General features: G+C 45.3%; 15 protein-coding genes and 1 pseudogene. 12 read left to right on the top strand and 4 right to left on the bottom strand.

Going from position 1 to position 13,431, the window contains the following annotated elements:
• Positions 1-226: 226 nt before the first annotated feature.
• The gene (locus QFZ81_RS16090; protein ID WP_307442707.1) at positions 227-595 is read right to left on the bottom strand and encodes a hypothetical protein; all 369 of its coding nucleotides are present in this window, start codon (positions 593-595) and stop codon (positions 227-229) included.
• Positions 596-834: 239 nt separating this feature from the next.
• On the opposite strand from QFZ81_RS16090, the pseudogene QFZ81_RS16085 reads away from it, so the two are divergent.
• The 3 genes and pseudogenes from QFZ81_RS16085 to QFZ81_RS16075 form a co-directional block, all read left to right on the top strand.
• A pseudogene (locus QFZ81_RS16085) lies at positions 835-1,336 on the top strand (excinuclease ABC subunit UvrA); the annotation flags it as partial.
• A gap of 472 nt (positions 1,337-1,808) precedes the next feature.
• On the top strand, positions 1,809-2,162 hold the full coding sequence (locus QFZ81_RS16080) for a helix-turn-helix transcriptional regulator (RefSeq protein WP_307603529.1): 354 nt from the start codon (positions 1,809-1,811) through the stop codon (positions 2,160-2,162).
• Between the two features lie 21 nt (positions 2,163-2,183).
• Positions 2,184-2,459 (top strand): helix-turn-helix transcriptional regulator, encoded by a 276-nt coding sequence (locus tag QFZ81_RS16075; RefSeq protein WP_307603527.1) that lies wholly within the window; start codon positions 2,184-2,186, stop codon positions 2,457-2,459.
• Between the two features lie 16 nt (positions 2,460-2,475).
• Here QFZ81_RS16075 and QFZ81_RS16070 read toward each other — a convergent pair whose 3' ends face one another.
• The gene (locus QFZ81_RS16070) at positions 2,476-2,664 is read right to left on the bottom strand and encodes a hypothetical protein (protein ID WP_307603525.1); all 189 of its coding nucleotides are present in this window, start codon (positions 2,662-2,664) and stop codon (positions 2,476-2,478) included.
• On the bottom strand, positions 2,661-3,149 hold the full coding sequence (locus tag QFZ81_RS37390) for a CBO0543 family protein (RefSeq protein ID WP_373463682.1): 489 nt from the start codon (positions 3,147-3,149) through the stop codon (positions 2,661-2,663). The genes QFZ81_RS16070 and QFZ81_RS37390 overlap by 4 nt, the downstream gene beginning before the upstream one ends.
• Before the next feature lie 767 nt (positions 3,150-3,916).
• On the opposite strand from QFZ81_RS37390, the gene QFZ81_RS16065 reads away from it, so the two are divergent.
• The 5 genes from QFZ81_RS16065 (at position 3,917) to QFZ81_RS16055 (ending at position 6,923) form a co-directional block, all read left to right on the top strand.
• Positions 3,917-5,248, top strand: coding sequence for an epoxide hydrolase family protein (locus QFZ81_RS16065; protein WP_307603523.1), 1,332 nt, complete (start codon positions 3,917-3,919; stop codon positions 5,246-5,248).
• Positions 5,249-5,415: 167 nt separating this feature from the next.
• Entirely contained in the window at positions 5,416-5,748 is a 333-nt protein-coding gene (locus tag QFZ81_RS16060; RefSeq protein ID WP_307603521.1) for a GNAT family N-acetyltransferase, read from the top strand.
• 141 nt (positions 5,749-5,889) lie between these two features.
• Positions 5,890-6,075, top strand: a complete 186-nt coding sequence (locus QFZ81_RS37385; RefSeq protein ID WP_373463681.1) for a GrpB family protein — start codon at positions 5,890-5,892, stop codon at positions 6,073-6,075.
• A 42-nt stretch (positions 6,076-6,117) separates the two neighbouring features.
• On the top strand, positions 6,118-6,312 hold the full coding sequence (locus QFZ81_RS37380; protein WP_373463777.1) for a GrpB family protein: 195 nt from the start codon (positions 6,118-6,120) through the stop codon (positions 6,310-6,312).
• 59 nt (positions 6,313-6,371) lie between these two features.
• Positions 6,372-6,923, top strand: a complete 552-nt coding sequence (locus QFZ81_RS16055; protein ID WP_307603519.1) for a phosphoglycerate mutase family protein — start codon at positions 6,372-6,374, stop codon at positions 6,921-6,923.
• A 188-nt stretch (positions 6,924-7,111) separates the two neighbouring features.
• Here QFZ81_RS16055 and QFZ81_RS16050 read toward each other — a convergent pair whose 3' ends face one another.
• Positions 7,112-8,203, bottom strand: a complete 1,092-nt coding sequence (locus QFZ81_RS16050; RefSeq protein WP_307442721.1) for a GntR family transcriptional regulator — start codon at positions 8,201-8,203, stop codon at positions 7,112-7,114.
• Between the two features lie 370 nt (positions 8,204-8,573).
• On the opposite strand from QFZ81_RS16050, the gene QFZ81_RS16045 reads away from it, so the two are divergent.
• The 4 genes from QFZ81_RS16045 to QFZ81_RS16030 all read left to right on the top strand — a co-directional run bounded on the left by QFZ81_RS16045 (position 8,574) and on the right by QFZ81_RS16030 (position 13,290).
• A complete protein-coding gene (locus tag QFZ81_RS16045; protein WP_307603517.1) occupies positions 8,574-10,190 on the top strand; it encodes a xylulokinase in 1,617 nt (538 codons plus the stop codon).
• 2 nt (positions 10,191-10,192) lie between these two features.
• Positions 10,193-10,888: an L-ribulose-5-phosphate 4-epimerase gene (locus QFZ81_RS16040; RefSeq protein ID WP_307442725.1), complete on the top strand. Its 696-nt coding sequence runs from the start codon at positions 10,193-10,195 to the stop codon at positions 10,886-10,888.
• A gap of 42 nt (positions 10,889-10,930) precedes the next feature.
• The gene (araA, locus tag QFZ81_RS16035) at positions 10,931-12,355 is read left to right on the top strand and encodes an L-arabinose isomerase (protein ID WP_307442727.1); all 1,425 of its coding nucleotides are present in this window, start codon (positions 10,931-10,933) and stop codon (positions 12,353-12,355) included.
• 470 nt (positions 12,356-12,825) lie between these two features.
• On the top strand, positions 12,826-13,290 hold the full coding sequence (locus QFZ81_RS16030) for a phage tail protein (RefSeq protein ID WP_307442729.1): 465 nt from the start codon (positions 12,826-12,828) through the stop codon (positions 13,288-13,290).
• Positions 13,291-13,431: the final 141 nt, after the last annotated feature.

Here is a 13,431-nt window from a genome sequence, read left to right as displayed (position 1 = left end):
GATGAAGGAATTTGATCGGTGTTATAATTGGGTTTATTTGTATTCTTACTTTTAATTTCATATGGAATGTCATTTTGCCAAAAAAATCCCTTAGTTTATCTAATTTCCGAAGATATTTTTTGAGATGAAGGATTGTTTTGATATGTTATCCATTTGACCCATCAATATCCATTCCTATAATCGATTACTTCGCAATTCGTTTCGATCCAGACCCGATGATATTTTTTTATTTACGGTCATATTTAAAACCTCCATAATCAATGATCACGATCTGGCCACCCCGCTTTAACCGAATGTTCGGTGCATGTGGTTTATAATAGTGACGTATCCCCTTTGAAGGAATAATTCCATTTGCCCGAAACGTTTTTACCAATTTCTTAAGTTTTAGCTTGTAATTTGAAGAAACTGGAAATTTACGATCATATTTTTTCATGGCAATCCAGTGATATTCTTTATGGTACTCTTTAATCTTAGCTAAATATTTTTTAATTGGTTTCAATAAGGAATTATAAATATTTACTTCAATATGGTTACAACTAATCCCGTTTTTTGATTTGGCAATCTTTATAACATAACCGTTTCCTAAATCGTACACAATTCGCGTTCCACCAGAGCCAATGTGTTTCTTCCCTTTTATTTTTCGCTTAATGGTATCGTCCAGTTTAATTATGGTGATCCCTCATTTCTAACATGAAGATTATTGGTCAAATTAGTATATGCCAAGAATCACGGATTGGAATGTAAATATAAACAACTATGCTGAGAAGTCAACTTGATAACGTAACTTGAATACGGAAAATGGGGTAAAAATGATCCTCTTCTAAAACAACAGAGATTAATAAATCTTTTGAAATCAACTTGTTGGCTAACGTCGACCAGAAACGCTTGGGTGGCGGCGCTCATTCGACCATAGGCACGATTACCGATACTGCACCTATACTGCGGCTGTTATACTCACGTGTAGGTCAACCTTACGCCGGTAATGCCACGCCTTTTCCTTTAACGACCAGCAAGGCATGTGCCCGGAATGCAATGGCGTCGGCTGCAAGCTCGGAGTGGATTTGGAAAAATCGCTGGACAAGTCCAAATCACTTAGGGAAGGCGCCATTTTGCTTCCAGAGAATGGTGTTGACAGCTGGGATTGGAACATTTGTACCCAGTCAGGTTTGTTTGATAACGACAAAAAGCTGGCCGATTACACCGAGGCGGAAATGGCATAGCTTCTGTACGGCAAACCGCATAAGGTTGAAATGCAAGTCGGAGGTAAACCTGTAAAATTTAGCTTCGAGGAAATAAGTTCAGCGGCAAGTACATCAAGCGAGATGTCAAAACACGCTACACTTCGAGACTGGAGAACGCTTGTTCTGCAAACTCGCCATTACCTTTACAGCCGTTCCACAGAAATAGAAAGGGGTACATTTTCCAGGCAGTAATTGCTGCGTGGCTTTTTAATTTTAAGGACTAATGTTTGTCTGATAGCAGGGAGTCATTAGTACAAAAAATTCGACTGGAAAAACAACCATCAATATAAGGTCCTCAACGCATCGATGGTGAAAGATTTCAGTTCTTCAAACCGTCCACTCCGGATTTTCATGGCCCATGCAGGGTCTGACAACAAAGAGCGTCCGACTGCCACCAGATCAAATTCGTTACGATCGAGCCTTTCGATCAAGCCCTCAATGCTGGTGTTCTGGGTCTCTTTCCCTTGCATCAATGAACTCATGAGTTCTTCAAGGCCTACTGATCCGACGGTGATCGTAGGTTTTCCGGTTATTGCTCGGACCCAGCCGGCCATTGGAGGCAGTGAAATGATGAATAAGAAAGACCAAGCATCCGTAACATCCACCAGAAGAGCGATTGTTACGTTGCTGAAACAGCACGGACCTATGGATGCCATTACATTAGCGTCCAAGTTGTCATTGACGGGGATGGCAGTGCGTCAGCATTTATATGAACTACAGAATCAACAGGTCGTTGAATATGAAGAAGAAGCCCGCCCAATGGGCAGACCTGCTAAAATATGGAGGCTGACGACCGTAGCGAATCGTTGGTTTCCTAACGGATATTTGCAGTTATCGGTCGATTTGCTCCAATCGATCCGAGCGTCATTCGGAGAAGAAGGGATTGAGAGAGTACTAGAGGTCAAAAATCTTACACAGTAGAAACAATATCAAGAGCAATTATTGGATGCGACGAATCTGAAGGCCAGGCTACAAAAGCTGTTCATGATGCGCATGAACGAGGGGTATTTCGCAGAAGTACAGGAGCAGGAAGACGGAAGTTACTTATTTATACAGAAGCATTGTCCGATCATCGAGGCTGCCAGCGTATGCAACGGTATTTGTCGCAACGAGCTTGAACTCTTTCAATCGGTACTGGGTGATCATGTTTCTGTCGAACGTGTAGAGTATCTCTTGTCAGGCGGAAGTCGTTGTGCCTATAGGATAACGGAAATCTAGTACTAAATCCTGCCGTTTAAATCGCGGCTAAATCATGTTCTTGTCCTCCGACAACACCACCTAATATATAAGTCTGTCGAGAGTCATAAATCTTTACCGATAATAGACCGCGAAAATCGCGGTCTATTATCGGTATAATATCTTGCGGAAGCTGAAACTCTCCAGTAACATGAGCTTCCACGCCAAAGGGGTTTGGCTGATTCAACCCACTCCTCTGCTCCTTTCTCTTTCATCCGCTGTTCGGATAAGGGACATTAACAGTCTCACGAACAAAAAAAATGCAATTAAGGTTACAAAAGAGTGCATCCAGGTCCAACTGTAGTATTTAATTAATTCGGTATACCTTTCTAAAATGAATTCCACTGTTGTCATTAGAGCACTATATAAAACAGCCTGTGCCAATACCCCGACAAGTTTCGAACGTTTCGTTGTTAGGTTGAAGAGAACATTTAACGTTGGGAATGCAAGATAATCGAACAAAACCGCTGATGAGAAGTATTGACTGAGAAATCGGACGGGATGTTCGTAATAATGCTGTTCAATTAGAATTACGGGAATAAAACTGCTAAAAAATACGGTAATTAGATATACGTATAAACAATCTCCGATAAGTGATGATTTCTTTAAGATTATGAGTAAACTAATTAAAGAAAGAACAAAAACAGACCATTGAATAATTTGATTATACATTTGGCTACCTCATTTCAAAAATCGCACCTAAATGAAAAAATGATTCATGAACTATATATTTCCAAGAAGGAGAATGTTTAATACGTACACGAAGGGGTTATTAAGCTCTAAACATTCCTCCCTCTGTATGGACTAAGATTTGGACTTTGTCAAAAAAGAGCGCCTCGGTATGATGGGTTTGTGCACGGGTTAGAAACCCAATACCATCAAGGAGGTGCTCTTACTATGAAGTTTAAACAAAACGATGGACAAAATCAACGTATTGAACGAATTACCACCACTCATCTTGTACTAGGTATCGACACCTCGTCTTGCCGGACGCAAAAGTGAAGAAGTACAAAGAGAAAGTCCGCAAGATCACCCGAAGGCAGCAAGGGAACAACCTTGACGAAATCAACCCATCATCGTGACGGTAGCTTAGGATATCTGAAGAAAAGTAGGGGAGTACGCTAACAAAGAACGATAGCAGAGGAGCTTACATCGATGGAGCTCCTCTATTTTTATTACGGATTGAACTAAACGAAGAACGTTAGTTCATTCAGCAATTAATAAAATAAGCTATTTGACATATTATACATGACCAATATGCTCAAATGGCTTATTTTATTGATTTTTTTGAAATTATCTCTTGATAAACTCGGTAAATAAAGTATTAGACTGCTGGGTGTTTCAGCATTTACTCCGAAAAATGGAATAAGAATTGCACTTCGGATGGAATCTAACGGAAGGGTATCCATAAAAACTTTCCGAATGGAGCGTTACTACTTATGAGCAGCAGATACTGGTTTCGTTTGGCAATGATTTTGGTCCTGTCCCTAGGATTGACGGTCTGCGGTACTAATGCCAATGCTAAAGGCGGGAATCCGCAAGCAAATCCCCAAAATTCCAACACTAATCAAAAGGAGATAAAAAAGCTACCTACAGACAAGAACGCCATTCGTCCGTTTCATGTGAATGTTCCGGAAGCGGAACTTACTGAATTGCGCAGGCGCATAAACACGACAAAATGGCCAGATAAGGAAACGGTCTCGGATCAATCGCAAGGCGTGCAGCTCGCGACGATTCAGGAACTCGCGCGCTATTGGGCGACAGATTACGACTGGCGCAAGATCGAGGCGAAGCTGAACGCCCTGCCGCAGTTCATCACCGAGATCGATGGTCTGGACATTCACTTCATTCACGTTCGTTCGAAGCATAAAGGTGCTATGCCGCTCATCGTCACGCACGGATGGCCCGGCTCGATCATCGAGTTGCTGAAAATTATCGAACCGCTTACCAATCCCACGGCATATGGCGGGAAGGCATCGGACGCTTTCGATCTGGTGATTCCATCGATGCCTGGCTACGGATTTTCGGGCAAGCCAACCACGATCGGCTGGGATCCCGACCACATAGCACGTGCCTGGGCAGAGCTGATGAAGCGCCTTGGATACACAAAGTATGTGGCGCAGGGAGGCGACTGGGGTGCGCTTGTCACGGATTTGATGGCTGTACAGGCGCCTCCGGGACTGGTTGGCATTCACTCCAACATGCCTGGCACGGTTCCGGCCTATATTGATAAGGCGCTCAAGTGCGGCAGCCCGCCGCCCTCCGGTCTCTCAGATGACGAAAAGCGCGCGTACAAGCAAATGGACTTCTTTTACAAGCACAGCGGCTACGCCCAATTGATGGGGACGCGCCCGCAGACGCTGACCGGACTGGCGGATTCGCCCGTCGGTTTGGCAGCCTTTATGATTGACCATGACGCGCGTAGTCTGGAGCTGATCTCGAAGGCCTTTGCCGGACACCCCGGAGGCCTTACGCGAGACGATGTCCTCGACAACATCACGCTCTACTGGCTGACTAACACGGCGATTTCTTCGGCTCGTCTCTACTGGGAGAACAAGTACCCCTTTTTCACCGTCAAGGGCGTCTCCATCCCGGTTGCCGTGAGCGTCTTTCCCGACGAGCTCTATCAAGCACCGAAGAGTTGGGTAGAGCGGGCGTATCCCAAACTCATGTATTACAACAAGCTCGACAAGGGCGGACACTTCGCGGCGTGGGAGCAGCCAGAACTTTTCACTGCAGAACTCCGCGCCGCATTCAAGTCGCTACGCTAATCGGAGTTAGGTGGAATACGCTCATGCCGTTATAATTGGTGTAGAAACAGCTCAGAAACTGTACGTCATGTTTAATTAGATCATTGTTTGTATTCAACTGACGGATAACGCTAGGTGCACACCTAGATGTGATGCATAAAGCATTTAATATAAAGTGGTGGCTGCCAATGGACATAATTGAGAGCCTAAATGACAGTGCTGAATTGATTGCTGTAGCAGAAATAGGTGGCAAAGTCGTTGGTTTTGGTTGCACTCAGAGCTTTCGATCATTCTGTTATAACGGACTTCAAGGAGAGATTACCGAATTGTATGTTGCGGAAGCTGCTCGAAGAAAGGGCATTGCCACTTCATTAATTTTTTATTTGGAAGAAAACCTAAAAAAACGCGGAGTGAAAAGTGTTAAAGTACTAACAGGAAGAAGAAACAATGCTGCGCTTAAAACCTATGAACAATGCAACTATCATCAGGATGATGAGCTCTTGTTGAAGAAAAAGTTGTAGGACTCCACTAACGGGCACGATAGCTCCATAATATTGTATTGCATAGGCTGCCGGGCTTCGCTCGGTGGCTTATTCCGAACGGGTAGTATAGCGTGGAAACACGGCAGGAAAATGAAAAAACTATGCGAATGAATATAATAAATGTCATGGGATGGAGATGGTTATATGGGCTCAAATATAACAGTTATACAATATGATCCCGAGTGGGCTCGATTGTATGAAGAGTTACGAGACTTTGTTCGTCCGGTATTAACCGACCTTGTAGTTACGATAGAATACGTCGGAAGTACATCAGTACCTGGTTTAGCGCCCATGAAGGTGATTTAGGTACATCCCCCCGAAAAATACACCTTGGCATCACTTGTATGTGTGCACGGAAGAAACGCCGAATATAAACGCCATATCCTATTTCGAGATTATTTAAGAGCTCATCCAGAAGACTCGAAAATTTACGGTGACTTGAAGTTAAAACTTACACAACAATTTCGCAATGAGCGTTCGGCATACACAAATGCTAAGAGTGAATTTGTGAAAGAAATACTGAGACTTGCCGGTTGGAAATAACACGTCGGAATGGTTGAGAGTGGTCATTTGAGAGTAAGAGTATTCTACGGGGGTAATGTATGAAAACCTTTATTTACATGGTCAGGCACGGTGAATCACCTAAAATGGAAGGGATCGAGAGAGCACGTGGGCTCACTGACAAGGGTAGGTCAGATGCCAGGATCGTAGCTGAACTATTGAAAGGTGAAGGAATAGATACGTTCATCTCAAGTCCATATAGAAGGGCAATATTAACACTAGAGGAATTAGCCCAGTCTTTAGACAAAAAAATATTGGTTTTTGAGGAACTTAAAGAAATCACTTTTTTAAGTGACGATAAGATAATGCCTGATAAGGAATTGTATCCATTAGTAAAGAAGATGTTTTCTGACCCAGACTTATTATCAAAATTAAAGGGTTACGATGTAATTCCTCTTGCTAAACAAAATGATTTGTGTAGTAAAAAATGCTGGGATAATGCCGCTATTGTGTTGGGAAATATTGATTATCCAGCCAATAAATCGGCATTACCTTATTTAATGGAGTGGTTTCAAGACATAACGTGGGCCCTGAGCCGAGTATTCAACTGGAATTTAAAGCTAACCTTCTATGATTTTCTTACGCTACCCTGAAAGTAGCCGATCAATATGCGAATTTTCATTATTCCGTGGTGCCCGATGAGGGGCATGGTTGGCTAACGAGAAATGATAGTTAAACATCAGAAGGGCTGTCGCGTAGCAGCCCTTCACTCCGCTAACTGGCAGTTTTGTTGAAGATCAATCGAGGTGAACCGTACCATAAGTAATAACACAGTCCATGACTATTCCACTTCGATCGCTTTTACGGTTTCGCCCTCAATTAATACGGGCTGGTAGTAGGTGTTGGTGGGCAAGTCTTTTTTGCCTTGTAAATTCTTAATGACCCAGTCCGCTGCGTCGCGTCCCATTTGTTCTTGGGGGTGGGTCAGCGTCGTTAGTTTGATATTCGCGTTTTTGGCGATATATGAATTGTCCTGGCCAATGATGGATAGCTCGTCTGGAATGGAGATACCCAGTTTTCTGCAGACATGTACGACTTCCAAGCCTACCTCGTCGTTGTAACACACAAGCGCAGTCAAGTCATCCCGATTGTCGTTCAGATACACTTCCAAGTTAGCGGACAGGTCCGACTTCGTCGCCGTATCGAAAGAAAGCACATGCTCTTGCTGGAACCGTAATTTGGCTTCCCCAAGAGCCTTGATAAATCCCTTCATTCTAAACTTCCCTTGCAAATCATCCATTTTCGCGATGATGCCGATCTGGGTATGTCTTTTGGCAATCAGCTCCCGAGTTGCTAGATAGCTGGACTGCACGTCATCCAGACAGAAGAAAGGAACCTCCAACTCTTCATAATAGGCATTGATCATCGTGAACGGAACCTCCTGCTCCTTAAAAGACAGGTAGTAAGCGATATTGGGGTTGTATACATTGCTTCTGGTAGGTTCTATAATCAGTCCATCCACGCCGTAGGACAGCATCATTTCTAACGCCTTTTTTTCCTGGGAGATATCGTTATTTGTACTGGCTAACAGCAAGGAATAGTTATCTTCATTTAATCGGCTTTCAATGCCGCGGATAATGGAGGGAAAGATGTAATCCGAGATATAGGTCGTGATGACGCCAATCGTTTTATTCATGGCTTTCCCACCCGTTCTGGACCGGTATTGGGTGCTGACGTACGTGCCGGATCCTTTCTCGCTTCTTAGGAAACCCTCGTTCGATAACCCCAAAATAGCCTTTCTAACCGTCTGCCGGCTAACGTTGTAGTCCTCCTGCAAAGCGAATTCCGAAGGGATTTTCTCGCCTGCTTTGTACGTTCCCGAGAGGATATAACTTTTAATCTCATCTATGATGATCTGGTACTTTGGCTTCATGCCATCCACTTCTTTCATCGTTGTTCGAAAAGTTGTACGTACACATTCTAACATAAATTGCATGAAATGCAAATGAAGTGATACATATTTATGATTTCGGCGGTACAAATTCCATACTTATCCTTAGGGTGACACTTATGAGGAGACGAATATGGATGGTACTGCAATTTATGTTAGTATAACTATTAGACTATATTGACAAATGTACGTACAGAAAATATACTAAGGCTGTCAGTAAGAGAAAGCGCCTTCTTTCGATCGAAATCGTCCGTTTGTCTCATCGAGTGAACGGTTCGATCGGAATCAGGCTATTATACGATTCGCAATCGTTTGGGTTTAAGCCACGAACAGAGAGGGGAGATACGTGATTATGAATCATGTAGACTTGAAAGAAGCGATAACCAAGGGTGAAACTTCGCTAGGTATCGAATTCGGATCTACGAGGATCAAAGCGGTGTTGATCGATCGTCGTTTCGAGACCATCGCATCGGGAAGCTATGAGTGGGAAAATCTGTTGAAAGACGGATATTGGACGTACAACCAGGAGGATATTATTAAAGGCCTCCAAACCGCTTATCGTGAAATGAAGCAGGAAGTGGAACGGAATTACGGGGTCACCCTCCGGACCGTGGGTTCGATCGGGTTTTCCGCTATGATGCACGGTTATATGGCATTCGACAGCACGGGTGAGTTGCTGGTGCCGTTTCGGACTTGGCGCAACGCAACAACCGGCGCGGCAGCTAGGGAATTAACGGACTTGTTCCAATTTAATATCCCCGAGCGCTGGAGTATCGCTCATTTGTACCAAGCGATATTAAATCAAGAGGAACATGTGCCTCGCATTGATTTCGTAACGACGCTGGCTGGATATATTCACTGGCTGCTGACCGGCAATAAAGCGATCGGCATCGGAGATGCTTCCGGCATCTTCCCTATTGATGAAGCAAGCCGTAATTACCATCCATCGATGGTTAAGCAATTCGATGAACTTATCGCAGCCAAAGGCTATCCGTGGAAGCTTGAGGATCTTCTTCCTAAAGTATATCTCTCCGGCGAGCAAGTTGGTGAACTAACGGAGACGGGAGCCGGCATTCTGGACCTGGCCGGGGATCTGCAGCCTGGTATTCTGCTATGTCCTCCAGAGGGCGATGCCGGCACAGGCATGGTTGCGACGAATAGCGTCAGGAAGCGTACGGGTAACATTTCCGTGGGCACTTCCGTTTTTGCGATGATTGTATTGGAGAAAGAATTATCCAAGGTTTATCCGGAGATCGATATGGTTACGACGCCGAACGGCAGTCCGGTCGGCATGGTGCATGCCAACAACTGCTCCAGCGATCTCAACGCCTGGATGGGATTGTTCCGTGAATTCTCCGAGGCCATGGGATATGGCGTAGATTCCGGCAAATTGTTCAGCGTGCTGTTGAATAAGGCATTGGAAGCCGACCCGGATGGCGGAGGTTTGCTTAGCTACGGTTATCTCTCGGGCGAGAATATTACGGGAATCGACAAAGGCCGGCCGTTGTTCGTTCGCTCGCCAGAAAGCAACTTTAATCTGGCTAATTTCATGCGAACGCACTTATTCACTGCTTTCGGAGCATTGAAGCTCGGAATGGACATTTTGACCGAAAACGAACAAGTGGCCATTGACAGCATTTTGGCTCATGGTGGCCTATTCAAGACTCCTGTCGTCGGACAAAAAATCTTAGCGGGCGCGCTGAACATACCGATCTCGGTCATGTCCACGGCCGGCGAAGGCGGGGCATGGGGCATGGCGCTTCTGGCTTCATATATGATCAACAAGGATCAAGAAGAGAGTCTGGATAACTTCCTCGAGCAGAAGGTCTTTAAAGATGTCGAAGGACAGGAGATTGCTCCGGATGCAACAGATGTAAAAGGGTTCCAAGCATTCATCAAACGATACCAAGCAGGGTTGGCCATCGAACAGGCCGCAGTAGACCATCTGCTAGAGAACGGGAGGGACTAACGTTGTTAGAACAACTGAAAGAAGAGGTATATCAAGCGAATCTGGATTTGCCGAAGCACGGACTCGTAAAATTTACTTGGGGCAATGCGAGCGCCATCGATCGGGAAAGCGGCCTGTTCGTGATCAAACCGAGCGGAGTCAGCTATGAAAAGATGAAAGCGAGCGAAATGGTCGTTGTGGATCTCGACGGTAATGTGGTCGAGGGAGAGCTGAGACCTTCCTCCGATACTGCGACTCACGCCGTGTTGTACAAACACTATCCGCAAATCGGCGGCATCGTGCATACCCACTCGACCTGGGCAACCATCTGGGCGCAAGCGGGATTGGATGTACCCGTCATGGGAACGACGCATGCGGACACCTTCTATGGCGCCGTGCCTTGCGCCCGTTTCTTGAACCAAGCGGAGATTGACCGGGGGTACGAAGCGGAGACGGGCCGTGTCATCATCGAAACGTTCGAGGAGCGCGGGCTGGATGTCATGGCAATCCCGGCCGTCCTGCTCCAGGGACATGCGCCTTTCACTTGGGGGAAAGACGCGAAATCGGCGGTCGTGAACAGCGTCGTGCTGGAGGAAGTTTGCAAAATGAATTTGTATGCGCGGCAATTGAATCATTTTGCAAAAGAACTGCCTCAAGGCATTCTGGATAAACACTATCTTCGGAAACACGGGAAAGATGCCTACTACGGGCAGAAGTAATAGCCTTACCCATTATTAAATACAGAAAAGAGGATGATTAAGATGTCAAAAACAACAGATAAACAGTTTTGGTTCGTCGTAGGTTCGCAACATCTGTACGGGGAAGAAGCGCTGGCTGAAGTGAAAGCTCACGCGCAGACGATGACTGATGCCTTGAATAATAGCGGTGTGCTCCCTTATCCGCTTGTCTTGCAGGACCTGGCAGTAAGCGCGGATAAAATTACAAGCATCATGAAAGAGGTCAACTATCGCGATGAAGTGGCGGGTGTCATCACATGGATGCATACGTTCTCGCCTGCAAAAATGTGGATTCGCGGTACAAAACTGCTGCAGAAGCCTCTGCTTCACTTGGCAACCCAGTTCAATGAAAGCATTCCTTGGGCAACGATTGACATGGACTTCATGAACCTGAACCAAGCCGCTCACGGCGATCGCGAATACGGCTTCATTAATGCCCGTCTGAAGAAACAAAATAAAATCGTCGTAGGCTACTGGGAACGTCCGGAAGTGCAGCAGCAGATTGCGGATTGGATGGACGTTGCGGTTGGCTATAACGAAAGCTTCAACATCAAAGTCGCCCGTTTCGGCGACAACATGCGCAACGTTGGCGTAACGGAAGGGGACAAGGTCGAGGCTCAAATTCAATTCGGATGGACCGTGGACTACTACGGCATCGGCGACCTCGTGCAATACGTGAATGCCGTTACAGAGCAAGAAATTGATGATCTGATGGGCCAGTATGCGGAGCTCTACGAATTCGATTATGGCACGAACAGTAAAGAAGCCTGGGAAGCGAGCGTCAGAATCCAAGCGAGCTATGAAATTGCCATCAAACGTTTCTTGGATGAGAAAGGTTATAATGCCTTCACGACGAACTTCGAAGATTTGCATGGAATGAAACAGCTTCCTGGTCTTGCCGTCCAACGTCTGATGGCGCAGGGCTACGGCTTTGCCGGCGAGGGCGACTGGAAGACGGCCGCGCTCGATCGCTTGCTGAAAGTGATGAGCCGCAATCAAAACACGGGCTTTATGGAGGATTACACCTACGAGATGGCGGCCGGTCAGGAAGCCATCCTGCAATCCCATATGCTCGAGGTAGATCCGACCTTGGCAAGCAACAAACCGACAATCATTGTTTCCCCACTCGGAATCGGCGATCGTGAAGATCCGGCGCGTCTCGTATTCGACGGCAAAGCTGGCGAAGGCGTCGTCGTATCCATGGCGGATTTCGGCACTCATTATAAATTGCTGATCAACGAGGTTTCCGCATTCGAGCCGACGGTTCCGGCTCCTAAGCTTCCCGTGGCTCGTGTACTCTGGAGCGTGAAGCCGAACTTCCAGGATGGGGTGAAAGCCTGGATAGAGAATGGTGGCGGCCACCATACCGTCGTTTCCTTGAACCTGACGACAGACCAAATCGTGACCTACGCCAAGCTGGTTAACTTGGAATACGTTGTTATTAAGTAGTCTATAATTAAGGCGAAAAGAAGGCGGACACCCGAGACAATCGAGGAGTTCAGAACTGATGGCGGATCCCGAAAAGGAGAAGCTGGACAGGGGGACGTCGCCGCTTCCTTGAGCAAAATGTAAAAGCCGTTTCTTTCGTAAATAGGTAATTCTATTTACTAAGAAACGGTTTTTTTGTTTTTCAGAATAACCTTAACCTCATAAGTAAGATCAGATAAGTCATTAGCGCAAATGGTTTGCGAGTTCATAAAAGAGAGGCCGTTCGATTTTGTTCTATTTCGCTTTATTAATGTCACGGAGAACCGTACGAAGCCCAGCGATATTCAAAATCATCGACACAAATTCGTTAGTTAAAATTTTCTCTTGAATCATTTCATTTTTGATATAATATTTGGTAGATAAGAGGATTAGTTTTTAATAAACTGTGGAATCCTGTTGGTAGGAAATAAAGAGAGAAAAGAGGAATGGAAATGTCCTATATCGTTGATTTTAAAGATGTGTCTACGGTTGGTTTAGAGTCTTCACCTGTAGTAGAAGCGCTTGCTGGTTTACGTGCTAATGAAGCCCGTTACTTTATGAACAAATACAAGCATGAATTTACGGTTGTACCAGCTAGCGAAAGTCAGGAGAGCCTTGATTATGTGAACCGAATTTTGAAAGAAGAACGTGATATTGAGTTTGCGGCCAAACCTTTAGAAACGTCGAGTTTTCAAGTGGAAAATATCAAATTTGCCTATGTTTTTTATGAGGACGGGCTTGCGCTCAATGTCATGTATACGGTGGATGACCCTAAGAAGCGGGCCGTTGGTTTTAAGCTTTCTGAGGGGATGGAGGTACCAAAGGAGTTAGAAGAGAAGTTTAAGTTTGCTAGGCAGAAGTCTAAGCTAGCCGGAACAATTCGGGGCTCGTTTTTTGTAATTAAAGGAGAATATTAAAGTAAGGAAAAGCGCAAGTGGAGGAATCCAGCCATTGTGGTCTGTGTCATTTCGCCGGGATCCAGCTATTTTGAGTGTGAAAAGTATAAGCCTCTATTCTGATTGGCAGAATAGAGGCTTTATCTTTTTGCCTGCTCCGCA

This window comes from Paenibacillus sp. V4I9 (genome assembly GCF_030817295.1).
Classification (GTDB): Bacteria; Bacillota; Bacilli; order Paenibacillales; family NBRC-103111; genus Paenibacillus_E.
Note: the sequence above shows the minus strand (reverse complement) of the source record. Positions and strands in the feature narration are given on the sequence as shown.

Coding starts and splice junctions, on each gene's coding strand:
- QFZ81_RS16045 (WP_307603517.1), top strand. CDS start 8,574: ATGAATCATGTAGACTTGAAAGAAGCGATAACCAAGGGTGAAACTTCG.
- QFZ81_RS16055 (WP_307603519.1), top strand. CDS start 6,372: ATGAAAACCTTTATTTACATGGTCAGGCACGGTGAATCACCTAAAATG.
- QFZ81_RS37385 (WP_373463681.1), top strand. CDS start 5,890: ATGTCATGGGATGGAGATGGTTATATGGGCTCAAATATAACAGTTATA.
- QFZ81_RS16080 (WP_307603529.1), top strand. CDS start 1,809: ATGATGAATAAGAAAGACCAAGCATCCGTAACATCCACCAGAAGAGCG.
- QFZ81_RS16060 (WP_307603521.1), top strand. CDS start 5,416: ATGGACATAATTGAGAGCCTAAATGACAGTGCTGAATTGATTGCTGTA.
- QFZ81_RS16065 (WP_307603523.1), top strand. CDS start 3,917: ATGAGCAGCAGATACTGGTTTCGTTTGGCAATGATTTTGGTCCTGTCC.
- QFZ81_RS16030 (WP_307442729.1), top strand. CDS start 12,826: ATGTCCTATATCGTTGATTTTAAAGATGTGTCTACGGTTGGTTTAGAG.
- QFZ81_RS16050 (WP_307442721.1), bottom strand. CDS start 8,203: ATGAAGCCAAAGTACCAGATCATCATAGATGAGATTAAAAGTTATATC.
- QFZ81_RS37390 (WP_373463682.1), bottom strand. CDS start 3,149: ATGTATAATCAAATTATTCAATGGTCTGTTTTTGTTCTTTCTTTAATT.
- araA (WP_307442727.1), top strand. CDS start 10,931: ATGTCAAAAACAACAGATAAACAGTTTTGGTTCGTCGTAGGTTCGCAA.